The organism is Mesorhizobium silamurunense, assembly GCF_014843905.1.
Classification (GTDB): domain Bacteria; phylum Pseudomonadota; class Alphaproteobacteria; order Rhizobiales; family Rhizobiaceae; genus Mesorhizobium; species Mesorhizobium silamurunense.
Window position 1 is genome coordinate 106782 of record NZ_LPVS01000082.1, and the last position, 24610, is coordinate 131391.

General features: G+C 64.2%; 26 protein-coding genes and 1 pseudogene. 17 read left to right on the forward strand and 10 right to left on the reverse strand.

The genetic code is table 11. The features are described 5' to 3' along the window. Positions 1-31: 31 nt before the first annotated feature. Positions 32-1048, reverse strand: a complete 1017-nt coding sequence (locus AU465_RS24280; protein WP_192253938.1) for a P1 family peptidase — start codon at positions 1046-1048, stop codon at positions 32-34. Next, positions 1048-2112 carry a branched-chain amino acid ABC transporter substrate-binding protein gene (locus tag AU465_RS24285; protein WP_192253940.1) on the reverse strand — a complete coding sequence of 355 codons (1065 nt, stop codon included), beginning with the start codon at positions 2110-2112 and terminating at the stop codon, positions 1048-1050. The genes AU465_RS24280 and AU465_RS24285 overlap by 1 nt, the downstream gene beginning before the upstream one ends. Before the next feature lie 179 nt (positions 2113-2291). Between AU465_RS24285 and AU465_RS24290 the strand changes: the two genes are divergently transcribed. From AU465_RS24290 to AU465_RS24320, 7 genes are all read left to right on the forward strand, one after another. Beyond that, on the forward strand, positions 2292-2786 hold the full coding sequence (locus tag AU465_RS24290) for a flavin reductase (RefSeq protein WP_192253947.1): 495 nt from the start codon (positions 2292-2294) through the stop codon (positions 2784-2786). 29 nt (positions 2787-2815) lie between these two features. After that, on the forward strand, positions 2816-3739 hold the full coding sequence (locus AU465_RS24295; protein WP_192253949.1) for an AAA family ATPase: 924 nt from the start codon (positions 2816-2818) through the stop codon (positions 3737-3739). 5 nt (positions 3740-3744) lie between these two features. Next, complete coding sequence (locus AU465_RS24300) at positions 3745-4995, forward strand: vWA domain-containing protein (protein WP_192253951.1); 1251 nt, start codon at positions 3745-3747, stop codon at positions 4993-4995. Positions 4996-5065: 70 nt separating this feature from the next. Next, complete coding sequence (locus tag AU465_RS24305) at positions 5066-5404, forward strand: XdhC family protein (protein ID WP_192253953.1); 339 nt, start codon at positions 5066-5068, stop codon at positions 5402-5404. Positions 5405-5410: 6 nt separating this feature from the next. Beyond that, on the forward strand, positions 5411-6115 hold the full coding sequence (locus AU465_RS24310) for an XdhC family protein (protein ID WP_192253955.1): 705 nt from the start codon (positions 5411-5413) through the stop codon (positions 6113-6115). After that, a complete protein-coding gene (locus AU465_RS24315) occupies positions 6112-7734 on the forward strand; it encodes an NTP transferase domain-containing protein (RefSeq protein ID WP_192253957.1) in 1623 nt (540 codons plus the stop codon). Before AU465_RS24310 ends, AU465_RS24315 begins: the two co-directional genes overlap by 4 nt. A 32-nt stretch (positions 7735-7766) precedes the next feature. Next, positions 7767-8657 carry an alpha/beta hydrolase gene (locus AU465_RS24320; RefSeq protein ID WP_246506354.1) on the forward strand — a complete coding sequence of 297 codons (891 nt, stop codon included), beginning with the start codon at positions 7767-7769 and terminating at the stop codon, positions 8655-8657. On the opposite strand, the gene AU465_RS24325 is transcribed toward AU465_RS24320, so the two are convergent. Beyond that, positions 8658-9707 carry a DUF1176 domain-containing protein gene (locus AU465_RS24325; protein ID WP_192253959.1) on the reverse strand — a complete coding sequence of 350 codons (1050 nt, stop codon included), beginning with the start codon at positions 9705-9707 and terminating at the stop codon, positions 8658-8660. A 144-nt stretch (positions 9708-9851) separates the two neighbouring features. Between AU465_RS24325 and AU465_RS24330 the strand changes: the two genes are divergently transcribed. Next, a complete protein-coding gene (locus tag AU465_RS24330; protein WP_192253961.1) occupies positions 9852-10355 on the forward strand; it encodes a DUF1993 domain-containing protein in 504 nt (167 codons plus the stop codon). Positions 10356-10405: 50 nt separating this feature from the next. Here the strand turns inward: AU465_RS24330 and AU465_RS37515 are convergent, their stop codons facing one another. Beyond that, a complete protein-coding gene (locus AU465_RS37515) occupies positions 10406-10570 on the reverse strand; it encodes a DUF1127 domain-containing protein (protein WP_082954041.1) in 165 nt (54 codons plus the stop codon). A 334-nt stretch (positions 10571-10904) separates the two neighbouring features. On the opposite strand from AU465_RS37515, the gene AU465_RS24340 reads away from it, so the two are divergent. The 3 genes from AU465_RS24340 (at position 10905) to AU465_RS24350 (ending at position 14138) form a co-directional block, all read left to right on the forward strand. Next, complete coding sequence (locus AU465_RS24340) at positions 10905-11423, forward strand: hypothetical protein (RefSeq protein ID WP_192253963.1); 519 nt, start codon at positions 10905-10907, stop codon at positions 11421-11423. A gap of 340 nt (positions 11424-11763) precedes the next feature. Next, complete coding sequence (locus AU465_RS24345) at positions 11764-12831, forward strand: aldo/keto reductase (protein ID WP_192253965.1); 1068 nt, start codon at positions 11764-11766, stop codon at positions 12829-12831. A gap of 38 nt (positions 12832-12869) precedes the next feature. After that, positions 12870-14138, forward strand: a complete 1269-nt coding sequence (locus tag AU465_RS24350) for a cysteine desulfurase-like protein (RefSeq protein WP_192253967.1) — start codon at positions 12870-12872, stop codon at positions 14136-14138. Here AU465_RS24350 and AU465_RS24355 read toward each other — a convergent pair. The 4 genes from AU465_RS24355 to AU465_RS24370 all read right to left on the reverse strand — a co-directional run bounded on the left by AU465_RS24355 (position 14135) and on the right by AU465_RS24370 (position 18903). Continuing rightward, positions 14135-15163 (reverse strand): histone deacetylase family protein, encoded by a 1029-nt coding sequence (locus AU465_RS24355; RefSeq protein ID WP_192253969.1) that lies wholly within the window; start codon positions 15161-15163, stop codon positions 14135-14137. The genes AU465_RS24350 and AU465_RS24355 overlap by 4 nt on opposite strands. Continuing rightward, positions 15160-15666, reverse strand: a complete 507-nt coding sequence (locus tag AU465_RS24360; protein ID WP_192253971.1) for a GNAT family N-acetyltransferase — start codon at positions 15664-15666, stop codon at positions 15160-15162. Before AU465_RS24360 ends, AU465_RS24355 begins: the two co-directional genes overlap by 4 nt. 212 nt (positions 15667-15878) lie before the next feature. Further along, positions 15879-17261: an aminotransferase family protein gene (locus AU465_RS24365; RefSeq protein WP_192253973.1), complete on the reverse strand. Its 1383-nt coding sequence runs from the start codon at positions 17259-17261 to the stop codon at positions 15879-15881. 1 nt (position 17262) lies between these two features. After that, on the reverse strand, positions 17263-18903 hold the full coding sequence (locus AU465_RS24370) for a N,N-dimethylformamidase beta subunit family domain-containing protein (protein WP_192253975.1): 1641 nt from the start codon (positions 18901-18903) through the stop codon (positions 17263-17265). 144 nt (positions 18904-19047) lie between these two features. Between AU465_RS24370 and AU465_RS24375 the strand changes: the two genes are divergently transcribed. The 3 genes from AU465_RS24375 to AU465_RS24385 all read left to right on the forward strand — a co-directional run bounded on the left by AU465_RS24375 (position 19048) and on the right by AU465_RS24385 (position 20165). Further along, positions 19048-19296, forward strand: a complete 249-nt coding sequence (locus tag AU465_RS24375; RefSeq protein WP_192253977.1) for a ParB N-terminal domain-containing protein — start codon at positions 19048-19050, stop codon at positions 19294-19296. 131 nt (positions 19297-19427) lie between these two features. After that, positions 19428-19823 (forward strand): GFA family protein, encoded by a 396-nt coding sequence (locus tag AU465_RS24380; protein ID WP_192253979.1) that lies wholly within the window; start codon positions 19428-19430, stop codon positions 19821-19823. A gap of 129 nt (positions 19824-19952) precedes the next feature. Further along, positions 19953-20165, forward strand: a complete 213-nt coding sequence (locus tag AU465_RS24385; RefSeq protein ID WP_192253981.1) for a hypothetical protein — start codon at positions 19953-19955, stop codon at positions 20163-20165. Positions 20166-20184: 19 nt separating this feature from the next. Here AU465_RS24385 and AU465_RS24390 read toward each other — a convergent pair whose 3' ends face one another. Next, the gene (locus AU465_RS24390; RefSeq protein ID WP_192253982.1) at positions 20185-21096 is read right to left on the reverse strand and encodes a hypothetical protein; all 912 of its coding nucleotides are present in this window, start codon (positions 21094-21096) and stop codon (positions 20185-20187) included. Positions 21097-21296: 200 nt separating this feature from the next. Between AU465_RS24390 and AU465_RS24395 the strand changes: the two genes are divergently transcribed. Together AU465_RS24395 and AU465_RS24400 are read left to right on the forward strand one after the other, a co-directional pair. Further along, entirely contained in the window at positions 21297-22169 is an 873-nt protein-coding gene (locus AU465_RS24395; protein ID WP_192253984.1) for an undecaprenyl-diphosphate phosphatase, read from the forward strand. Between the two features lie 56 nt (positions 22170-22225). Next, positions 22226-23017 (forward strand): phosphodiester glycosidase family protein, encoded by a 792-nt coding sequence (locus AU465_RS24400; RefSeq protein ID WP_192253986.1) that lies wholly within the window; start codon positions 22226-22228, stop codon positions 23015-23017. A gap of 63 nt (positions 23018-23080) precedes the next feature. Here the strand turns inward: AU465_RS24400 and AU465_RS24405 are convergent, their stop codons facing one another. Next, positions 23081-24052, reverse strand: a complete 972-nt coding sequence (locus AU465_RS24405; RefSeq protein ID WP_192253994.1) for a Tim44 domain-containing protein — start codon at positions 24050-24052, stop codon at positions 23081-23083. Between the two features lie 317 nt (positions 24053-24369). Between AU465_RS24405 and AU465_RS37855 the strand changes: the two are divergent. Then, a pseudogene (locus tag AU465_RS37855) lies at positions 24370-24511 on the forward strand (glycoside hydrolase family 25 protein); the annotation flags it as partial. Positions 24512-24610: the final 99 nt, after the last annotated feature.

Genomic DNA, 24610 nt, shown 5'->3' on the forward strand with positions numbered 1-24610 from the left:
AAAGCCGCTGCACACTTTTCCTGGAATTGCCCTAGCGCGATGACCAGACCGGAAACAGGTCACCGTCGACGGGGGTCGCGGCATAGACGCCGCGGCTGATGGCGCGTGCCATGGTGGCGCCGGCTGTTGCGAAAAGGTCGATCGCGGCGTCGGCGCTGAGCTCGATGCCGCTTTTGCCAGTGGCGAGGGCAAAGACCAGATCACCGTCGGCCGGCGTATGCGTTGGCCAAATGGCGCGTGCGAACCCGTCATGCGCCGAAATCGCCAGCCGCTTGGCCGCAGCCTTGGTCAGAACCGCGTCGGTGGCGATAATGGCAATCGTCGTGCTGCCGCCCTCCGGCAGTTCCCCGACGTGCTGGTCACGGTACTTCAAGAGTATTTTTCTGGCGTCTTCCGGCAGCGAGTCCGGATAGCCTAGGCCGCCGAACTCATCGCCGATCTCGAAGGGCGCTGCCCAGAAATGCCGGCTGCGACCGACCGTCACCGAGCCGGTCGGGTTGACGGCGGCGAGCGCGCCGATGGTGACGCCGCTATCGAGCACCGTCGAGGCCGAGCCCAGCCCGCCTTTCAGACCGGAAGTCAGTGCCCCGGTGCCGGCGCCGACAGTACCAATCGGGAAGTCGGCCGTTGCCGCCTGCAGCGCCTCGTAGCCCAACTCGCGATAGGGCGGATAGCGGCCCCAATCCTTGTCGCCGCCATTGCACAGGTCAAACAGTATTGCGGCGGGCACGATCGGCACGCGGAAGCCGCCCACCTCGACGCCGATGTTTCTTTCGCGCAGCGCCGCCTGGACGCCGGAAGCGGCATCGAGACCGAAGGCCGAGCCGCCGGACAACACGACGGCGTGAATGGCCTCGATCGAGTTTTGCGGCTCGAGCAGGTCGGTCTCACGCGTGCCCGGCGCACCGCCCAGGACCTGGACGCCAGCCACCGCCGGTTCCTCGCACAGCACCACTGTGACGCCGGATTTCAGCCTGGCGTCGGCGGCATTGCCGACTCTCAGTCCGGCGAGGTCGGTGATCAGGTTGCGTGGCCCGGTGCGGAACATCACTTTTCCTCCAGCGGCACGAAATGCGTGCCGTCGAAGCGGAAGGCGCGGAAGGGATTCCGGCTGAGATCGCCTTTTTCGTTGAAACGGATCGGGCCGATCGCGGTTGCGAACTCATGTCCGATCAGAGCCTCCGCGAGCGGCTTGCCGGAGCTTTCGGCGTCCGCCGTTGCCGCCTTGGCGATCTCGACCGCCGCATAGGCCGGCAGGGTGTAGCCGTCGGTCACGATGTTCCTTTCGCTGAACGCCTGCATGACCTTGGGATCGGCGACTTCCGCCCACTCCGGCATCGCGATCATCAGCGTGCCGACCGCATAGGGCACATCGCCGGGCGGCGTGCGCAACGTCTCGCCGCCGGCGAAGGTGATGCCGACGCTGAGCTGAGCGGCATCGCGCCCCATGACGGCGATGTCGTCGCCGTCGCCGCCGGCAAACACTTTTGTCGCGCCGGCCTTCTTCAACCTTCCGATCAATCCGATCTGGTTGTCGAGCTGCGGCCGGAAGGTGTCGACGAAGGCCGGTTTCAGCGCCGCCTGCTCCGCGGCCGCGCGAAAAGTTTCGGCGATCTCGCGGCCATAGATCGTGCCGTCATCGATAATGGCGAACAATTCGTTCTGCCAGAGCCGGGTGAGGATCGTGGCCACCGCATTGCGCTCGTCGTCGCCGCGCGGCCCGAGCCGGTAGATCGGCCAGCCGGTCTTGGCGCGACGATCGGTCAGGCTCTCGGTGCGCACGCCGATCGTGATGACCGGAATGTTGGCGTCCTTCAGGACCGGCAGCGCTGTCTCGATCGCCTCGGTGCAAAGGAAGCCGACGACGATATTGACCTTGGCGTCCACGAATTGCCTAGCGGCCGCCGCGCCGCCGTCGGCCGTGCAGGCATCGTCAACGGTTTTGAGGGCGACGCCTTGGGCCTCCGCCGCCAGCCCGGTTCCGGCCTCGATCTGCTTGCCGAGGATCGCCGACGGCCCGGACAGCGGTGCGGCGACGCCAACCAGCGTCTCGGCATGGACGCTCGCGGCCAGCGAAAGCAGCGCGGCTAAAGTCGTCATGAGAAGGCGCATTCGAGTGAAGAGGTCCTCCGTGCCAGAGTTACAGTCCGGCACTATTCCAGCAAAGACCTAAAGGCTGGCTAATCCTGGCGCAACACGCGAATTTCAGGATTGCGGTCAAGCACTTCGCTTGTGGCATGCAATATGTAGCCATATATAACGGGCTGGTTTTCTGACAGGTGGATGAGCAGGTGCTGAAGATCAACGACATCGGGCCGCAACACTATCGCGATGCGATGGCGCATTTTGCCGGCCATGTGCATGTGGTGACCACCGACGGCCCAGCGGGCAAAAGGGGCGCCACGGTGATCGCCGCTTGCTCGGTGTCGGACACGCCGCCGACCGTGCTTGTCTGCCTCAACCGCGAAAATCAGAAGAACGAAGCCTTCATCAGGAACGGTAACTTTGCACTGAACACGCTCGCCTCGGACCAGGAGGCGCTCTCGGCCGGCTTTTCCGGCATGACCGGCCTGCCGTTGGAAGAGCGCTTCGCGCTCGGCGAATGGGACGTGATCTCGACCGGCGCGCCGACGCTGAAAGGCGCGCTCGCCGTCTTCGATTGCCAGATCATCGATACCAAGGATTTGGCCACCCACCGTGTGCTTTTTGGCAAGGTGACAGGCCTGCGCATCGGCGATAATTTGCGGCCGCTGATCTATCACAACCGCGGCTACCACGTTCTGTGAAACGGGTGCGCGGCATCCACGGAGACAAGATGACCGCGCCGCGGCCCGCGCCGAAGTCGATCGACGAGACGCTCGATCTCCTGACCGGCGCGGACTATGTCGCGGATCGCTCGCTGGCGACGGTGCTGTTCCTGTCGCTGCGCATGAAACGACCGCTGTTCCTCGAAGGCGAGGCGGGCGTCGGCAAGACCGAGATCGCCAAGGTGCTGGCCGATGCGCTCGGCCGCCGGCTGATCCGCCTGCAATGCTACGAAGGGCTCGACGTCTCCTCCGCCGTCTACGAGTGGAACTACGCGGCTCAGATGATCGAGATCCGCATGGAGGAGGCGGCCGGCAAGGTCGTGCGCTCCGACATGGAGCGCAATGTCTTTTCCGAAAAATACCTGATCCGCCGCCCCGTGCTCGATGCGCTGACCGGAAAGGCAGGGGCGGCGCCGGTCTTCCTCATCGACGAGCTCGACCGCACCGACGAGGCGTTTGAGGCCTTCCTGCTCGAGATCCTGTCGGACTTCCAGGTGACGGTTCCGGAACTCGGCACGATCAAGGCTGAAGAGCCGCCGATCGTCATTATCACCACCAACCGCACGCGCGAGATCCACGACGCACTGAAGCGGCGCTGCCTCTACCACTGGGTCGATTATCCGAACGCCGAGCGCGAGCTGGAGATCGTGCGCCGCAAGGTGCCGCAGGCGAATAGCCGGCTGTCCGCCGAGGTGGTCTCCTTCATCCAGAAGCTGCGCCAGGTCGAGCTGTTCAAGGCGCCCGGCGTTGCCGAAACCATCGACTGGGCCGGCGCGCTCACCGAACTCGACAAGGTGGCGCTCGACCCGGAGACTGTGTCCGACACGATCGGCGTGCTTCTGAAATACCAGGACGACATTGCCCGCATCGGTGAGGGCGAAGGCCGGCGTATCCTCAACGAGGTGAAGGCCGAGCTTTCGGTCGCGGAGTAGGCGCCATGCCATCGCCACGCGCGGAACCCAAAGAGGCGACAGCGGAAGGGCGCATCGCCGACAACATTGTCTATTTCGCGCGGACGCTGCGCAAGGCCGGCATGCGTGTCGGACCGGCCTCGGTCAAGGACGCTATCGAGGCGGTGCTCGCCGCCGGCATCGGCTCGCGCGACGATTTCTACTGGACGCTGCATGCGGTGCTGGTCTCGCGGCACGAGGATCATCCCGTCTTCGACGAAGCCTTCCGCCTGTTCTGGAAGTCGCGCGAGCTGATCGAGAAACTGCTGGCGATGTTTTCGCCGGTTGCGCCCGACGATCGCGAAAAGCAGAAGCCGCGGGCGGCCGAGAACCGCATCAGCCAGGCGATGTTCGAAGGGCACCACAAGAACCAGCCGGTACGGGAAGTGCCCGAGATCGAGGTCGATGCGCGGTTCACCTTCTCCGGCAACGAGGTGCTGCGCGGCAGGGATTTCGCGCAGATGGATGCAGCCGAGATGGCCGAGGCCAAGAAGGCGATCGCGGCCTTGCGGTTGCCCTTCGATCTGGTGCATACGCGCCGCTTCAAGCCGGATGCGCAAGGGCGGCGCATCGATCCGCGCGCCATGATGCGGTCCGCCGCGCGCACCGGCGGCGCGCTGATCCTGCCGAAATTCCGCTCTGCCCGCGAAGTGCATCCGCCACTGGTCGTGCTTGCCGACATTTCCGGCTCGATGAGCCAGTATACGCGCATCTTCCTCCACTTCCTGCACGCGCTGACGGAAAAGCGCCGGCGCGTGCATGCCTTCGTCTTCGGCACGCGACTTACGAACCTGACCCGCCAGATGCGCCACCGCGATCCCGATGAGGCGCTGGCCGAATGCTCGACAGCCGTGAAGGACTGGTCCGGCGGCACCCGCATCGGCGATGCGCTCGCCGAATTCAACCGGCTGTGGTCGCGCCGCGTGCTCGGGCAGGGCGCCGTGGTGCTGCTGATCACCGACGGGCTGGAGCGCGACGACGTCACCGGCCTGTCGGAGGAGATGGAGCGGCTGCATAAATCCTGCCGGCGGCTGATCTGGCTCAATCCGCTTTTGCGCTTCGACGGGTTCGAGGCGCGCGCCCGCGGCGTGAAGGCGATGCTGCCGCATGTCGACGAGTTCCGCGCCGTGCATAATCTCGATGCGCTGGCCGATCTTTGCGCTTCGCTCGACCGGCGGCCGGCGGCTGCGGTCGACCCGCGCCACTGGCTGCAAGCTGGCGGGAGACGCGCCGCGTAGCCATATGTTTCGCAGCCGTATATTTCTCGGGGGTGTTCCTCGGGGAAAACAGACTTTGTGAGAAGCGACGATGGACGAGAGCATTTATCTCGATGAAGCCCGCGATCCTCTGATCATCGCGGAAGGCTGGATGAAGGACGGCAAGGATGTCGCCATCGCAACCGTGGTCGAGACCTGGGGTTCGGCGCCGCGGCCGGCCGGCAGCCATCTGGTCATCGACGCCGAAGGGAATTTCCACGGCTCGGTCTCCGGCGGCTGTGTCGAGGGCGCGGTGGTGACAGAGGCGATCGATGTTATCGGCTCAGGCAAGGCCAGGATGCTGGAATTCGGCGTCGCCGACGAAACCGCCTGGCAGGTGGGGCTATCCTGCGGCGGCCGCATCAAGGTCTATGTCGAGCGATTAGGTTGACTACGGATGGATCCGTACGTTCTCAAAACATTGAATGAGCACCGCCGCGCCCGGCGCGCGGCGGTGCTGGTCACCGATCTCGGCGACGGCCGAGACCGCATCGTGCGTGAGGGCGACCATGTTGCGGGCGTTCTCGGCGAAGCGATCGCCAGCGCGTTCCGCACCGGTAACTCTGGATCGGTGGAGGCGGAGGGGCGGACCTTCTTCCTCAACGCGCATCTGCCGCGCCCGCGCCTGGTGGTAATCGGCGCGGTCCACATCAGCCAGGCGCTGGCGCCTATGGCGAGGATCGCCGGTTATCCGGTCGAGATCATCGACCCGCGCACTGCCTTCGCCACGCCGGAACGCTTTCCGGATGTGGCGCTGCATGCCGAATGGCCGGAAGATGTGTTGGAGCGCGAGCCGCTCGACAGTTATACGGCACTTGCCGCCGTCACTCACGATCCGAAGATCGACGATTTCGCGCTGAAGGCAGCGCTCGATGCCAGGTGCTTCTATATCGGGGCGCTCGGCAGCAGGAAGACCCATGCCAAGCGGGTCGAGCGCCTGCTGGCACTGGGCGTGAGCGCCGACCAGATTGCCCGCATCCACGCGCCGATCGGGCTGGACATTGGCGCCGCCAGCCCGGCCGAGATCGCCGTCGCGGTGCTGGCACAGACCATCCATGCCTTTCGTTCTCGTGGCTTGGAAAGCAAGGGCGCTGTGGCGTGAAGTTCGGTCCGGTTCCGATCGAGCAGGCTGAAGGGGCGGTGCTGGCGCATGCAACGGCGGCCGGCGAGCGGCGGTTCCGCAAGGCGCATCGGCTGAGCTGCGACGACGTCGCGGCGCTGAAGGCTGCTGGTATCAGCCAAGTCGTCGTGGCCGTCCTGGCTCCCGACGACCTCGGCGAGGATGCCGCGGCCGAAAAGATCGCGTTGAGCATGATCCATCGCAACGTCGAGACGAAGCCCGCCGCGACCGGACGCGTAAACCTGCACGCCGAAACCGCGGGCGTCTTCACCGTCGACGCAAAAATGGTCAACGCCATCAACGCCGTCGATCCGGCCATCACCATCGCCACGCTGGCGCAGCACGCGCCGGTCGAGAAGGGCCAGATGGTGGCGACGGTCAAGATCATCCCGTTTGCCGTCGCAGCAAGCCTGGTCGATGCAGTGACCAAAATCTGCGCCGGCGGTGAGATCTTTGCCGTCAATGCCTATCGTCCGGTAAATGTCGGCGTCATCCAGACGACGCTGCCCGGCGTGAAGCAGAGCGTGCTTGACAAGACGTTGCGCGTCACTGAGGCGCGGCTGGCGCGCTCCGGCGGCCGGCTGACCGCGGAGCGGCGCACGCCGCATGACGTCGCACCGGTCGCGGAGGCCGCGGCCGCGCTGGCGCGCGGTAACGATATGGTGGTGATCTTCGGCGCCTCGGCGTTGGCCGACTTCGGCGATGTCATCCCCGCGGCGATCGAGAAGGCGGGCGGCAAAGTCATCCGCGCCGGCATGCCGGTCGATCCCGGCAATCTCCTGGTGCTTGGAACGCTCCACGGCAAGCGCGTGATCGGCGCGCCCGGCTGTGCCCGCAGCCCGAAGGAGAATGGTTTCGACTGGGTGCTGGACCGGCTGATCGCCGGGCTCGACGTGACGGCAGGCGACATTGCCCGCATGGGCGTCGGGGGCCTCCTGATGGAAATCCCGTCCAGGCCGCAGCCACGCGAGCCGCTGCCGGAACCGCAGTCGGCAAGATCGGAACCTCGGGTCGACGTCGTGCTTCTCGCCGCCGGCCGCTCCAGCCGGATGGGTGGACCGAACAAGCTCCTGGCGTTGTTCGACGGTGAACCACTGGTGCGCCGAACCGCCGAGCGGGCGCTCGGGTCGAAAGCCGCCAGCACCATCGTCGTCACCGGACATCAGCGCGAGCGCGTCCGCTCCGCGCTCTCCGGCCTCGATGTGAGGCTTGCCGACAATCCGGACTTCGCCGACGGGTTGGCCTCGTCTCTGAAGGCGGGTATCGCGCGGGTCGCGCCCGACGCGGCCGGCGCCATGATTGTGCTCGGTGACATGCCGGGCGTTTCCTCGAAGGATCTCGACAGCCTGATCGATGCGTTCCGAAGGTCGGGCGGCCGCGCCGTGGTGCGTGCCGCGCATCTCGGAAAACGCGGCAACCCGGTGCTGCTGCCGCGTTCCTTGTTTGCCGCTGTCGCGCATCTCGAGGGCGATACCGGTGCGCGGCATCTGGTCGAGGCCGAGGGGCTCGACGTCATCGATGTCGAGATCGGACAGGGCGCCTCGATCGACGTCGACACGCGCGAGGCGCTGGAAGGGGCGGGCGGCGTGCTGCAGGATTGACAAACCGAAGTCGAATTTCGCATGGCTTCGGAATGTCTTTGCGCTTCCGATTTTTCCTCGCCCTGCTCACAGCAACAGCGATCTCGCTATCAGCCGCCAAGGGGCAGACGCTATCGCTGAAACCCTTCAAGGATGATCTCTTCGCCTATCCCGCGGCACTGTCGACCGGCGACAATGGCGCCTACACGGTCCTCGACTATCGCGAGATGCGCGATATCAACCAGCGCGACGAGGTGCCGGAAAAGCGCGTGCATGCGCAGTATACCGATCCCGGCGTGCGCAGGGTGCAGCAGGATCTGATGCTGAAGACCGATGCCGGCGATGTCAGGCATGTCGCTGTCGGCAAGACGGAAGGTGCCGCCATCATCGTGATCTACCTGCACGGGCAGGGCGGCAGCCGCAAGCAGGGCGTCGACGACTTCACCTTCGGCGGCAATTTCAACCGCCTCAAGAATCTGATGGCCGAAAATGACGGCCTCTATCTTTCGCCGGACTTTCCCGACTTCGGCGACAAAGGCGCCGCGCAAGTGGCGGCGCTGATCGTCCATTATGCCGAGAAATCGCCCGGCGCCAAAATCTTCGTTGCCTGCGGCTCGATGGGCGGCATCCTCTGCTGGAAACTGGCCGACCGCAAGGACACGGGCGGCCGCATCGATGGACTGCTGCTGCTCGGCTCGCTCTGGGACGAAAGCTTTTTGACCAGCCCGGCCTTCAAGCGCCGCGTGCCGGTGTTTTTCGGCCAGGGCAGCCATGACGTGGTGTTTGCCGTGGCGAAGCAGGAGGCATTCTTCCGCTCGATCCTCGCCAAATCGAAAGCCTATCCGACCCGCTTCGCGCGTTTCGAGACCGGCACGCACGGCACGCCGATCCGCATGGTCGACTGGCGCGGGACGCTCAACTGGATGCTCAGCAAAGCGCCGTGATCAAGGCGGCGTGTTGTAGTCCAGGACGGTTTCGGGGTTGATCTCGCCGTCATAGGATGCGTCGACGTCGTATTGCACCAGCGAGAAGTTGCCGTTGCGGAACAGATAGGTGCCGGTCGACGAGGCGTCGCCGACGCCACGCCATTTGTTCATCGAGGTGATCGTCTTGGTCTTGTCGTCATAGTCGGAATTGACCAACTGGTCGTCGGTCTGGAAGCCGATGATGTGAATGCCCTCGACCTTGCCTTCGCTGTTGTTGTTCTCGTAGCCGATGTCGAGCTCCGGCGAGGCGAACTGCAATTGGCGGACACCTGAAACATCGTCATAGATGTAATAGACCGCGCTTTCATTGTAGGCGGCCATCGAGCAGAAGAATCGGAAAAGCCGCGTCTCGCGCTCCGGCTCGTCGGCTGCGGCCTCCTTGTCCTTGTAGTGAATAGAGTAGGCGTCCGGCTCGCCGACCGGTTTGCCTTCCGGATTCTCCTTGTCGCACTGTTCGCCATAGGTGGCGAGGAAGGCCTTCCTGGCCTGTTCCAGCGCTTCGTCCTTCTTCGGCGGCGGTGGGCCGTCGCCGCAGCTGGCCGGCAGGGCGTCCTCGAAATCCGAGGTGGACGGTTTCAGCGCGCCCTTGTCGATGAAGATCGGCTGGAACGGCGGTTCCTGGATCTGCGCGTTGACCTGCCGCAGCGTGTAACAGCCGGCAAAGACCTTGGCCTCGCCCTTCTTGTCGGTCGCCTGGATGGCGACCGGAACGCTGTAATAGATGCTGCCGGCAGCACCCTCGTCGGATACGCCGCCGGTTTTCACATCCACTGTGTCGGTGCCGTCATAGCCTTTGACGAATGTGGCAAAATCCTTTGCCGGCTTTGTATCTCCGTAGTAACCCCAGGCGCGTGCGAATTCATGCCGGTTGATGGCGCTGTAGAGCGAGCGGACGACCGCCTCGGCGCTGGATCGGTCGTCGATATAGGGCGCTTCGGCCGCAAGCGCCGGTTGGCCGATACCGGCAAGGGAGAACAAGGCAGTCGCTGCGAGAAGGGCGCGTCTCATCGGGAATCTCCGCTCGATAACGAAAATACTACCACGGCGATTGCGGCGTCGCGGTGACGCGGGGGCAGGACTGCTTGAAGAATCGAAGGCAGAGGCGCTAGCTCACGGCTCGCGGCGCTTAGGCCGCCTGGGGAGATTACTCACGTGACCATATCCATGTACGACATTTCCGTGGCCGTCTTTTCAGCCCGGCTGAAGGCGCTGGCCAGCGTGCTGTCGCTGGCCGAACAGAACGCGGCCGACCGCAAGATCGACCCGCAGGTGTTCCTGACCGCCAGGCTCGCGCCCGACATGTTCGCCTTAACCCGGCAGGTGCAGATCGCCACCGACCATGCCAAGGGCGCGCCGTCGCGGCTCGCCGGCCGCGAGGTGCCCAAATATGAGGACAATGAGTCAAGCTTCGAAGAGCTTCACGCCCGAATCGCCAAGACGCTCGATCATCTGGCGACGTTCTCGGCCGCCGATCTGAACGGGTCGGAGGCGCGGACGATTGAACTCAGGCTTGCCGGGCGCGAAGTGTCGATGGGCGGGCTGCAATATCTGCTCAACGCCGCCATGCCGAACTTCTACTTCCACATCACCACGGCCTACGACATCCTGCGGCACAATGGCGTTCCGTTGGGTAAGTCGATTTTCCTGGGACGCTGAAGACCAAGAGGTTTCCCCGCGCCGCGGAGAAACCTCTTTTCATCGTTGAATCAGCGTATCGACATTTCCCGGGCGATGCGCGGAAAATCCGCCGGCTTGATGCCGATATCGGCGCGGTCGGCGTTGCTCATCGCATTCAAAAGCGCGAGCGCCGAGCGATAACGCTGCTGTTCCTGCGGGCGTGGCCGCGCAAACATTTCAGTGAAGAACCCCATATCCCAGGCCCCTAATTTGTCCTCCACACGCCCAGAATATAAGTGATTTGTTACAATTGTGCAGTGCAGCAATCGCATAGCTGCCATGTGTCTCGCGAATTTTTTTCCGCCATAATCGATTTTTTCTGAAACTTTTGCGGAAGCGCGACCGTACGCCCCATGCTGGCATATGGCCGGCTTTTTCCTCGCCACTCCTGGCGACCTTGCCGGGTTGCACGAAAATGCAGCCCGGCTTTTTGTTTCCGGCCGACGTTTGGAGCTGAATGCCCGCAATTGTTAACGTCGCCGGCATTCATTTTTAACGAGAGCGATCTATGGTCGACGGCGACAATGAATGCTGTCGCGACAGAGGGAGGCTGAGATCGGCACCGGGAACAAGCTCGATTTCGCTTCGTTGCTCGACGACCTGATCATCGCCTCGGAGAAGGGCGAGGACGGGGGCGCTCGGCCCTCTATTCCGTTCGACTATCTTTCGGTGGCAGACGAGCTTCACTCCGGCCGCATCAAGGTTGCCGGCGAGAGCGTTGCCGCCGAATACCGTGAGGCGGGCGCCGACCTTGCCGCTGAGTTCGCCGCGCTTCTCGACCAGGCCAAGCTCGCGCTCGCCGGCGAGGAGCATCGGCCGGAGGAAAAGCTGCCGCCGATCGATCCCGAATCGATTGCCGGCGAGCTCGGCCTCGACCACCCCGGCAAGAATGCCGATTTCGGCCGCATGCGGCGCAACTTCGCCTTCGCCAACCATCCGGACCGTGTCGCGCCGCATCTGCGCCAACGCGCGATGATCCGAATGCAAGTGGCCAACATGCTGATCGACGAGGCCAAGCGGCGGGCCCTGGCCGGCGCCCGACGCTAAGGTCTGCTGATATTTCAGCTGAGGCCGGCCTGCAGATGGCGGCTTCCTGCGCTTCCGGCCTTCGCCGGCCGAAGCATCCATGACATGGACATGGGAGTGGCGTGGCAGTTAAGGCTACAGCCGGCGTAGGCCGGTGCTCACGTACTTAAAGTACGCTCCGCTCCGGTTCTCGGAACCCATCATTTTCGGCTCGGCCTGAGCTGTATCTCAACAGACCTTGATGGCCGAGAAATTCGCGAGAAGTCGGCGGCGACAGGGCTTGGAGAACCTCCGGCCTATGCTTTATGCTTGAATTTCCTCCCCGCGCAGCCCGCGCAAAACCTCCCGCCGGAGACATTCCATGCAAAAACGCCGCCTTGGTCGGACCGATCTCCTTGTTTCGCAAATCTGCCTGGGCTCGATGACCTGGGGTCAGCAGAACACCGAGGCCGAGGGCCATGCCCAGATGGACCTGGCGTTCTCGCGCGGCGTCAATTTCATCGACACCGCCGAGCTTTACCCGATTCCGCCCAAGGCCGAGACGCAAGGGTGGACAGAGAGGATCATCGGCAGTTGGATGAAGGCGAAGGGCAACCGCGACAAGGTCATCATCGCCTCGAAAGTGGTCGGTCGTACGGCCAACACCTGGTTTCGCGGCGACCGGCCGTCGAAGCTCGTGCGCGCCGACATCTTCGATGCGATCGAGAAGTCGCTGGCGAAGCTCGGCACGGACTACATCGATCTCTACCAGATCCATTGGCCGGATCGGGACATTCCGTGGGGCTCGAACCCGACACGCGTCGGTGCGGTGGCACGGCGGGTTGACGCTGCCGGCGCGCCGGCGGGCGAGACGCCGATTGCCGAGACGCTGGCCGTCTTCGAGGAACTGGTGAAGGCGGGAAAAATCCGCCATTTCGGCCTGTCGAACGAGAGCTCGTGGGGCGTCATGCGTTTCCTCGCCGAATCCGACAAGGGCATCGGCCCGCGCGTCGCCTCGCTGCAGAACGCCTACAACCTCGTCAACCGCACCTTCGAGGTGAATCTCGCCGAGGTTTGCCAGCGCGAACAGGTATCGCTGCTTGCCTATTCGCCGCTGGCTCAGGGCTACCTCACCGGCAAATACGATCACGGCGCACGGCCGCAAGGCTCGCGCTCGCAGCTCTTCAATCGCGGCCAGCGCTACGAGACGCCGAATGCCGCGGAAGTGCTGCTCGAATACAATGAGCTGGCGCGCTCCTTCGGCATGGAGCCGGCGCTTTTTGCCAACGCTTATGTGTCGAGCCGGCCGTTCGTGACCGCAAACATCGTCGGCGCCACCAGCGTCGCGCAGCTCGATATGGCGCTGTCGTCAGTCGATGTCACCTGGGCGGAAGAGATGCAGAAGGCCGTCGACGCCATCCACCAGCGCGCCGGCAACCCGTGTCCGTGACCGGCAAATCATAGACCAACGACAAAGGGATGGAGACGATGGCGAACTTTCCGATCGAGGCTGTCCGCGGCAAGTTCCCGGCGCTTTCGCTGACGGACAAAGGCCGCCGCCGCATCTACCTCGACAATCCGGCCGGCACGCAGGTGCCGCAAGCGGTGGCCGATGCGGTGTCGCGCTGCCTGCTCGCGACCAATGCCAATCTTGGCGGCTTCTTCGAAACGACGGTCGCGGCGCAGCAGGTGGTCGACGATGCGCATGCCGCGATGGCCGATTTTCTCGGCGCCGCAAGCGTCGAGGAAATTGTCATCGGCGCCAATATGACGACGCTGACCTACCACATGTCGCGCACGCTCGGCCGGACGATGAAGGCCGGCGACGAGATCATTGTCACCCGCATGGATCACGAGGGCAATGTCTCGCCCTGGCTGCAGCTTGCCGAGGACCTCGGTCTCGTCGTCCGCTTCCTGCCGTTCGACGAGCGGAGCTGGCAGGTCGAGGAAGCGGCCCTGCAGGCGCTGCTTTCGGAAAGGACGCGGCTCGTGGCGCTGAACTATGCCTCGAACCTGACCGGCTCGATCAACCGGGTGAAGGCGCTGACGGCGATCGCCAAGCGGGCCGGCGCATTGGTCTATGTCGATGCCGTGCAATTCGCGCCGCACGGGCTGATCGACGTGCAGGACCTGGGCTGCGATTTCCTGGTCTGCTCGGCCTACAAGTTCTTCGGGCCGCATATGGGCATATTGTGGGGCCGCCGCGGGGTCATTGACGAGCTAAAACCTTACAAATGCCGCTGCTCGTCCACCAGCTTGCCGGAACGGTTCGAGCTCGGCACGCCGCAGATCGAGCTAATGGCCGGGTTGACCGCTGCCGTCGATTATTTCGCCGGTCTCGGCGCCGCGGCCGGCGAGGGCGGTTCGCGACGGCAGCAGGTCGCAAGAGCCTTCGAAGTGTCGATCGCGTACGAAAACGCGCTGGCCCGGCAGTTGATCGAAGGCCTGTCGGACATCAAGGGCCTGACCATTCGCGGCATCACCGATCCGGAGCGCCTCGGCGAGCGCGTGCCGACAGTGTCTTTCACGGTCGAGGGTATCGCGCCGGAGACGATCGTGCGGCAGATGAATGCCGAAAACATCTTTCTGTGGTCCGGCCACAATTACGCGTGGGAGATCGTCCGCCAGCTCGGCATCCCGCCGGAGCAGGGCGTGGTGCGCATCGGCATTGCGCACTACAACACGAGGGCCGAGATCGACGAGACGCTGGACAGCGTGCATCGCGTTATCGCGATGCTGAGGCAGCAGCGTTCCTAGCCCTTCTTGCCACCGAAGCCGGTCAGGAAAGCGGTAAGATTGTCGCCGAGCGCATCGCAGAGATAGCCGCCTTCCTGGACGATGACCGTCGGCAGGCCGAGCCCGGCGATCGCCTCGCCGATGCGGGCGAAGCCGGGTGTCGTCACCGAAAGGCCGCCGAACGGGTCGCCTTCGAAGGCGTCGAGCCCGAGCGCCACGACCAATGCCTCGGGCGCGAAGGCGCGGATGCGCTGGAAGGCCACCGCCAGCGCTTCGAGGAACGCAGCATCCCCGGACTTTCGCGGCAGCGGCAGGTTAAGATTGTAGCCGAGGCCGCAGCCTTCGCCGCGCTCATCGGCATGGCCCCAGAAGAAGGGGTAGAAGCGCACCGGATCGGCATGCAGCGAGACGGTGAGCACGTCCGGCCGGGCGTAGAAGATGCCTTGCGTGCCGTTGCCGTGATGCAGGTCGACATCGAGGATGGCGACGCGGGCAGCGTTCCTGCGCAGCACCTGCGCGGCGACCGCCGAATTGTTGATGAAGCAGAAGCCGCCGGCGACGTCGGCGAAGGCATGGTGGCCCGGCGGGCGGCAGAGTGCATAGGCCGAAGGCGCACCGGCCATCACTGCTTCGGCAGCCTCGACCGCGCTCCAGGCGCTCCACAGCGCGCTGTTCCAGGTCTCGGCCGAAATCGGGCAGGCGGTATCGGCCATGTGATAGCCGGCTTGGCCGCCCGCCGACGCCGGATAGGAGCCGTTGCGGGCAATCGGATGGATGTTCGGGATGACCTCCGGCGAGGCGCCTTCGATGCGCTGCCAGCGCGCGAAGATGTGCTCGAGGAAGTCGAGATATTCGGGTGTGTGCACCGCCGCGATTGGGCCGAGGCCATAGTCCTTCGGCCGTTCAACCGTCAAACCTGCCGATCTTGCTCCGGCTAACAGTCTCTCGACGCGTTCCGGCTTTTCCGGGTTGGGCTGGGGGGCGCCGCTGGAGAGGAAAGCCTTTGGGTCGTGGCGCTTCTGTTCCTCGGCATAGAAGGCTTTCATCGTTCTTCCTCCGGCGCGTCGGCAAAGGCGAAGAAGGCGTCGCCGACGACCTTCTGCACCTGCTCGTAGCTCGACCAGCCGATACCCAGTCTCTCATAGAAGGCCTTGGCGGTCTCGTTGTCGGTATCGACGGAAAGCCTCAAATAGACGCCGCCTGCCGCGCGGCACTCCCTGGCCACGCGCCGCAGCAGTTTTTCACCGATGCGGCGGCCGCGAAAGCGGTCCTCGACATAGAGGTCCTGTACGTAGACGCCGGGCCTGCCCATCCAAGTCGAGAAGATCGGGAAATGCAGGCAGAGCCCGGCGAACTCGCCGCCGACCTCGGCAATCAAGGTCGAGAAGGCCGGATTTTCACCGAAGCCGTAGCGGCGCAGGTCATCGGGCGTCGATGTGATTTCCTGGTGCGCACTGATGTGGGTGCCGAGGCGCAGGAGGGTGGCGTGTATGGTTTCGACGTCGTCGATGGTGCCGGGGCGGAGAATAACTGCACTCACGACAGGCATGGCGCCCAGGCACCCCCCTCTGGCCTGCCGGCTATCTCCCCCGCAAGGGGGGAGATCAGCTGTGTTTTTCGCTTTCGCCAATTTTCAACGTTGCAGAATTGGCGCCATGGCCAAAACTGCCAATCTCCCCCCTTGCGGGGGAGATAGCCGGCAGGCCAGAGGGGGGTGCGAAGGATCGCAAACATCTCAGGACGTCTCAAAACACCATGGCCTCAGCCTTCTACCGGCAGGTCGAGTTCCGCGGCCAGCGCTTCCAGCGAGTCGCCGATGATGGCGACCATCTCGCCGATCTGCTCGCGCGTGATGATCATCGGCGGCGCCACCATGAAATTGTCGCCGTCGACGCCGCCTTTGACCTTGCGGCCATAGATGATCAGGCCGCGCGCATAGGCAAGGTCGAGCAGGCGCTGGGTCGCCTTGCGGGCCGGGTCGATCGGCTTCAACGTTTCCGGGTCGGCGACCATTTCGGCGCCGAGCAGCAGGCCCTTGCCTCGCACGTCGGCGATGAAGGGAAAGCGCTTTTGCAACGCCTTCAACTCGCCGATCAGCACATCGCCCATGGCGGCGGCGTTGGCGATGAGGTCAAGCCGGTCCATCTCGCTAAGCACAGCAAGGCCGGCGGCGCAGGCAAGCGGATTGCCGGCATAGGTGTGGCCGTGCTGAAAACCTCCGGAGGCGAGCAGCGGCTCGACCAGCCGCATTGGTGCCGCCAGCGCGCCGAGCGGCGCATAGCCCGAGCCCAGCCCTTTCGACAGTGCGACAATATCCGGGCTGCAGTTCCAATGGTCGCCGCCGAGGAACTTGCCGGTGCGGCCGGCGCCGCTCATCACCTCGTCATGGATGAGCAGAATCCCGTAGCGGTCGCAAATCTCGCGAATGCGCGGATAGTAGCTGTCGGGCGCGACAAGCGCTGCCGTCGCGGCGCCCCCAATCGGCTCCATGATGAAGGCGAGAACGCTCTCCGGTCCTTCGGCCTGGATCTTTTCCTCGAGCATGTCGGCATAACGGATGCCGCGCTGCTCCATCGACAGGTTGTCGCGGTCGCGCCAGGCGGTCGGCGCCGGCACCGTCGGCATCACCCGCATCAGCGGCGTGAAGGTCTCGGCGAGCGCATCGTCGCCGGTTACGGCAAGCGAGCCGAGCGTGCCGCCATGATAGGAGGGGAAGCGGGTGATCACCTTCCAGCGTTTCGGCTGGCCGGTGGCGACCGCCCATTGCCGGGCGAGCTTGATGCAGGACTCCGTCGCTTCCGAACCGCCCGAGACGAAGAAGATGCGGTCCATGCCGGCGGGCAGTTTGTTCGCGAGTTCCTGAGCCAGTTCCTCGGCCGGTTCGTTCTCGAAATGCAGCCGGTAGGCAAAGGTGGTCTTGTCCATCTGCCGCTTCATGGCGTCGAGCACGTTGCGGTTGGAATGGCCAATATTGGCGACCATCGGTCCGCTCGATCCGTCGATGAAGCGGCGGCCGTCCTTGGTCCAGAAATAGATGCCCTCGGCGCGATCGACGAGCGGCCGACGCAGGCTGGAAAGGTAGAACAGGTGCGACGGCGGCCGCTCTTCAGTCTGAGATGAGGGCTGCGCTTCCAGTTTCGGCATGTCAGGACTTTCCAAGATAGCGGTCGAGAACATTTTTGGTCACGCGCTCGACCATCGCGTCCTGCCTTAGCAGGCCGGCGACCCATTCGCAGCTTCCGGCATGGAAGACCTCGCCCTTGCCGCGCGGGAAATTGACGATCATGCCGTTGCCGCGCTTGACCTTGTCGAGGTTGGCGTCGCTCGCCTCGCCGTACAGCGTCTCGGCGGTGAAGCGACCGTCCTCGTCGGTGAGGAACTGGTCCTCGATCGGGATGTCGGCGCTTTCCTCGACCTGGCTTGCCATACCGACGGCCAGCACCTGCAAGCCGTCCGGCGCGCCGCTGGTTGCTGTCGGGTAGGGCAGGCCGCCGCGGATCTCGAAGTCGAGCCCGTCGACCTCATAGCCATAGACATGGCTATCGGCGCCGAGCAGGTCGCCATAATAGATGCCGGTGCCGGCGAAGGCCCAGTGCTCGGGCCTGTAGACCGGGAAACCGCGCACGCCGCGCGGCGCGCAGCCGCCCCAGCCGGCATAGACGCCACGCGTCGCGTTGAGGCCGAAGGTGGCGCTGCCCGGACGGCCGATTTCGGGCGCTTCCCAGGAATTGGTGGCGCGAGTGACGTCGCCGCCGCGATAGGCCGGGTCCTCGGCGCGGGCGCGGTATTTGTAGCAGACCTGGCGGCGTCCTTCGTTCTCGAGCCTTGTCTGCCACATGAAATTGCCGGCGAAACGCGCCGCATGGCCGCCGCGGGTCACATAGGCGTCGACCGCGTCGCGCATCTCCCAGGTCCAGTATTCGTCATGGCCGACGAAGACGACGCAGTCGTAGCCGTCGAGGATCTCGGGCGAGAAATGCAGATCGTGCTGGCTGGCGAGATCGACAGCATAACCGGCGCGTTCGGCGAAGCGGAAGAAATGGCTGTCGTAGCTTGCCCATCCGGAAGAGGCGTATTTCTTCGAATGGCCGGTGGCAAAGGCCCATTCCATATGCGGGTAGCGCGGTACGGTCTTTGGCGGCACCGCGACTTCCAGCGGCACGCGCGGCGCGTCCCTTGGCAGTACGACGAAGCCACGGCACCACGGGCGCTGCGTCGAGACCATCGTGGCGTACTGGTCGCGGTTGGGACCGGTGATGCCCTGATAATGGTTGGAGCCGCCCCAGGTGCTATAGGCGAGCCAGGTGCCGGTGGCGGCGACCTGCAGCAGGCGGCCAGGCTTGCGGCCGGGCAGGGGCGCGACGATGAACAGGTGGTGGCTCTCAATCGGCCTGCCGCCTCGGCCATCAGCGGTAACCGTGACGCGGTAGGCGCCTGACGGCCAGTCGTCGCCGATGCGGAAGTCGAACGAGGCCGCCCAGCCGCAGCCTTCGACCGAGCATTGGTCGGGTGTATCCTGCCAGCGCGCCGACAAGCCGGTCTTCTCGAAGACTTTGGTTTCGACCGCTCCGTCACGGACAATGGCAATGCTGAATTGCGGCGCCGTGGTGCTCACATGCAGCGTCAGAGTCTCGCCCGGCCGATAGGAAAAGCGGTCGCTGTAGCACCAGATCTCGCCGCGCTCGCCATCCATTCCCGGCCATTCGTAATAGTGGCCGCGCACCGCCTCGCGGCGCTGCTCGGGCGTCAGTCCGAAATCGGGAAATTCGGTGGGCAACTGCGTCAATGAACACCTGAAACCAAGAGGCCGCCATTGAGACCATTGGCCGGCCAAGCGTCAATTGGAAACGATCGGGCCAGCAAGCGCTTGGCCATATCCGGCAAACGGACTATGTCATGCCGAGGCGATGTTTCAGGACCGGGAGCCAAGATGCTGCGCGTGCAAAGGGTCAAGGTCGACGACATCTATGTGCCGACGGCGCGGCGCAAGACGCTGCATCCGGAGACCGTGCGCCATCTCGCCGAGGACATCCTTGAGAACGGCATGAAGACGCCAATCCAGGTGCGGCACGACGGTAAGCGCCATGTCCTGGTCGAAGGGCTGCATCGGCTCGAGGCCGCCAAATGGCTCGGCGAGACCGAGATCGACGCCTATCTGGTGCAGGCGCGGCGGCACTGACTCCAGCCTACTTTTATTGCCGTGTCGGCGCCTGCATCACGGCAAGCGATCGCATCCCATCAAAGCTTTTTGATTGACGATAGGATGCCGGCCGCTACCGTGCCGGCATTTTCACAAACCGAGTGCTTGCGATGACTAAATACCAGGGCGGATGCCTGTGCGGCGCGGTGCGTTATCGCGCCGAGGCCGAGCCGATCAACGAACGCGTCTGCCATTGCCGGATCTGCCAGAAGGCGATCGGCGCTGCCTTCAACGCGCGGCTCCTGTTCCGCGTTGACGACGTGACCGTCGAGGGGCCTGTCGCGACGATCAATTCATCGCCGGACCTCAAGCGCGGCTTCTGCCCGGCCTGCGGCACGACGATGTTTTCGCGCCGTGACTCCAGGAACATTCTCGGCATCACCTCCGGCTCGCTCGACGATCCGTCCGTGTTCAAGCCCGACATGCATTTCTGGACCGCTTCCATGCAGCCGTGGGTGCATCTCGATGACGGTCTGCCGCAATATGAAGGCGCGCCTCCGGCCTGACTCATTTCGGGCCAAGCCTGCACAAAAATTTCATCTTCGATTCACGAGATAGCCGGCAAAGCGTCATTGGCGGGCCATCATTGGCTGCCTATCTAAGCGCCATGCGGGAAGGCATCGAGGAGGCGACGGATGAGCGAGAGCATCAACACCCTGGACGAGCTTTTGAACGACCCGATGATCCAACTCGTGATGGAGCGCGACCGCGTGCGCCCGGCCGAGCTTCGCCTGCTGCTGGAAAAGGCTCGCCACAGGGCTGCCGACGATTCCCGCATCGATCAGCCGATGCTGCCGCCAGCGCATGTGGTGGCCAGAAGCTGCCTGAAACAATGGCTATACCGCTAGAGCCGTGCTCTCATTCCCATCAGCTCGAATGGGCCGGCAAATAGCTGTAATGGCTGCGGAAATAGGCAATCCTGAAACCGATCCGCGCGTAGTTGCGATAGGCCGGACCGTCGCGTTCGGGGCGCGGCGCCTCGATATCGGCGACGAACAGTTTCGCGCCGGCGGCGATGCCGTCACGGACCAATCTTTCGCCAAGCATGGCGTCGAGATCGAAGCTCGGCGCCATGATGCCCGGCACCGGCGCGTCGATGCCGCTCCAGGCGGTGCCATCTGAGATGAACAGTGAACGCACCGCAGCCAACGCGCCATCGCGTTTCAGCATGTAGTGACGCCAGCCTTTGCGGCCGACCAGCGCCATGAGCCAAGGTGTCGTCGGCAGCCTGTACTTGGCGTCGATGAAGGAAGCCCATTCCGTGGCTGTTTCAGGCGTGACCTCCTCGACCGATACACCGTCGGTCGGGAAGACCGGCTCGGCGGCCAATGGCGTCGCATCGCGAAAGATGCGTTCCCAGCCGCTTTGATGCTGCAGCCCGCGCGCTTCCAGCCAACATCTCAGCCGCGACGGTTCTGTGTGCGGGCTGGTGTAGAACCACGGCCGCAAGATGCCGGCCGCGCGATAGTGCGCCAGCAGCGCGTCGACCTCGACCTCTGTGGCGGGGCTGTCGACGCCGATGTTTTTCACGCAGTTGAAATGGATGAACGGGATCGTCGTGCAGGTGGTCCAGACGAGGTCGCCGTCGCGGGCGATCGACAGGCCATGCCGCGCGGCGAAATCCGCGGGCGCGGCATCATAGAGATCGAGCCAGGCATTGACCTCGGCGCGCTCGATGGCGCGGCTCAGATCGCGAGAGACCTCCTCGATCGCGATTTCGGGAACGTGCGGTTCCGGGGGCACGACTGGCTGCAGTTCCGAGAGGGCGGCGATCGACATGCTGATCCTCCTCCGATTTACCTTACAGCGTAAGATTAGTGGATGATAATATGGAGATGTCTGTTGTCAAGCAGGATTAGCGGCACCTTACAAATCCGTCAGTTGGATTCACGGTATCGTGAGGCTAAGCCTGTCCTCGAGGGGCTTTCCGGAATGACGATTCACTTCGCCCTGAAAAGGACTCTGGGGAAAGGACTGGGATGACCGACGTCTGCACACAGGGACTGGACACCGGCTTTGTCGGCCTGGGTTATGCCAAGGTGGCGTTTCTCGGCATCGTGCAAGGCATCACCGAATTGCTGCCGATCTCTTCGACGGCGCATATGCGCGTCGTGCCCGCCGTGCTCGGCTGGCAGGATCCCGGTTCCGCCTTTTCGGCCGCCATGCAGCTTGCGGCGTTGGCTGCGGTGATAAGCTATTTCTGGAGCGATGTCAGAGAGGTCGCGGTGGGTTCGCTGGCGGCGCTCGCGCGGCGCGATTATGCCAACCGCCATTTTCGCCTGGCGGTCGGCATCGTGCTTGCAACCGTTCCGATCGTCATAGTCGGCCTCGCGCTTTCCGGCGTGCTCAATGCCTGCAATTCGCCATTGCGCGGCATCGCCGTGATCGGCTGGGCCTGCATCGTCATGGCCGTGCTGCTTGCGCTCTCCGAGATCTATGCCAGCCACAGGCTGACGCTCGACAAGGTCTCCGTGCTCGACGCCTTGCTCGTCGGCGTTGCCCAGGTGGGCGCCCTCATTCCCGGCGTGTCGCGCTCGGGATCGACGCTGACGGCAGCGCTGGGTCTTGGCTATGCCCGGCCGGAGGCGGCGCGGCTCTCCTTCCTGCTCGGACTGCCGGCGATCGCGCTTGCTGGGCTCAAGGAGCTTTGGGAACTGCACAAGATCCACCTCGGGGCCTATGGCTGGTCGGTCCTGGCCGTCGGCCTCGTCGTCGCGTCGATCTCGGCCTTCTTCGCCATATGGGGGCTGATGCGGGTGCTCGAGCGCTTTTCCGCCTGGCCCTTCGTCATCTATCGCGGCCTGCTCGGCGTCGTGCTTCTCATCGGCGTCGCCACTGGCTGGCTTACTTAGAGGCTTTCACCGAATCCGCTATACCGGGCACCTGAACCTTCGCTTCGGGTGTGCTGATGGATCTTGCGACGCTGCTGCAATCGGTGCCCTTGCTGGCGACGCTGGTGAAATCGGCGCTGCCGGCCGCTGTCGGCGCGGGCTTAGGCGCCGGCCAATGGCTGGCGGCGCTGCCGCCCTGCCGCGACCACACCTTCGAGAGCGCGACCTATCTCGTCTGCGAGGCCGATCCGAAACACTATTCGATCGAGCTGTTCTGGAAGGATCCCGACGGCAAGCTCTACCAGTCGCTGCACAATCTTCGAAATGCGCAGCAGGCTGCCGGGCGCACCATGCTCTTCGGCATAAATGCCGGCATGTACCATCCCAATCTCGCGCCGGTCGGGCTCTATGTCGAGCGAGGGCAGCAGATCGCGTCGGCGAAGACCGGGACCGGCACCGGCAATTTCTCCATGCAGCCGAACGGCATCTTCTTTCTCGGCGGCGGCAAGGCCGGCGTTCGCGCGACGAAGGATTTTCTGAAGCGTCCCCCAAAAGTGGATTATGCCACCCAGTCGGGACCGATGCTGGTCATCGACGGTAAGCTGCATCCGAAATTCCAGGCAGGCAGCCCTTCGCGAAAAATCCGCGACGGCGTCGGCGTGCGTGCCGACGGCGTCGCCGTTTTCGCGATCTCGAACGACGTCGTGACCTTCCACGAGTTCGCCCGCCTGTTCCGCGACGAGCTCGGCTGTCCCAACGCGCTCTTCCTCGACGGCTCGATCTCCAGCCTCTATGCGCCGGCCATCGGCCGCAACGACGATTTCTGGAATCTCGGGCCGATGATCGGCGTGTTCAGACGAGGCGGGTAGGCAACAGCTATCGATCAGCGGCGGAAAGCTGCATCAGCGGATAGGGCCGCAGTGCCCTTGCCTTTAGTTGGACGCGTCCTGGATCGCGGACAGCAGCCACGGCCCGCCGGCCTCGCGGGTGAAGGTCCACACTTCGGTCGCTTCGACCGGATTGTTCGGATCGCCCTTTTCGACGGCGCCGGTCTGGCGGTTGCGCATGACATCGATCGCCGACCAGCGCATTGCCGCCGTGGCGTAGTCGCGCGAGCCTTCCCGCCATGCCTCCGCGATATCGGCCTCCAGCAGCTCAAGATCGGTCACGTCGTTCTTGAGGCCATGGGTTGCGTTGTCCGCGAGCTCCTCCGAAAGGTAGGAAACCATTTCGGGGGTCGTCAGCCTTCGCAATCCCTGATGGTCCTCATGGCTGAACGCGGCCTGCACTTCGCCGAGGATACGTTCGAACGCGTCCCGATCGGCAGCCGTGATGCCGATTTCGTCGGCGCCGGATGCGCCGGCCGCGCCCAAACCCGTCGTGCGGGATGGGAAGCTGGGTTGGGAGCCTCCCCAGCTTTGCTGGCCGAAAGGAAAGCCGGAACTCCTCATATTGGCCGGCGCGGCATTGTCGCGGCTGAAAAACCGCATCGCCAACATGATGAGGCCGCCGATCAGCAGCAGCTGGAAGATGAAGCTGAAGCCGCCGCCGATACCGCCGAATCCATGGCCGAGCATCATGCCGAACAGGCCGTTGAAGAGCAGCCCTCCGACCAGACCGCCGACCAAGCCTCCACCGAAGCCGTTCCAGAATCCCGGGCGCGCCTGGCCGGGAAACGACTGCGACGGCGGTATCGACTGGGTGGTGTTCGGCGTCATCGAGCGCCTCACAGGTGCCGTATAGGGCGCGGTGTTCGTTGGGGCGGGGGCCTGGAAAGTCCTGCTGCCGCGGCTGCCGAAACTGCCGCCCATGCGCGCCTCGGCGGTGCCGATAGACGCGCTTCCAAGCGCCATGAGCAGGATCAGGAAGATCGACGCAACTTTGATCGTCCGTGATTTTGACATCGGTGACAAATCCTTGGGGTGACAATCCTTGGGGTCGGAGCGTTTCGAACGCATCTAGAGAGCCCCCTATATGGGTACGAATTGGGGCAGGGTTAGACCCTGTCTTTCAAGACGTCGGTTGTAACGGGGGGCCTGCGGCTATCCAACCAGGGCCTTTTGGCTTCCGGCTTCACGGCGGCACGGGCCGATCGCGAATCGCCCGGCCGGACCAAAAGTAAATTTTGATTCAAACTTTATTGGTAATTTCTCATTAGGAAAGGCGCTTCCGGCGGCGTCGTTCCTGCCCTCGGTCTGTTTTGTTTTGCGTACAGGTCAAGATGCGGATTTTTGGCGTCGTCAGTTTCGTGCTCGCAGCGCTTTGCCTTGCCGGCTGCTCGTCCACCTCGGGCGTCGATGCCTTGCAGGTGCCGTCCAGCGAGACGACGAGCTCCGTCGTGCGGCCGAGCGCGCCGGTGGCGAAGGCCGTGGGGGCGGCCGATACCGAGACAACCGTACAGACCGCGTCGATGACGGGCTCGGCGCGCATCAGGCCCCCGGCGCCGCTGCCTGGCGACGAGA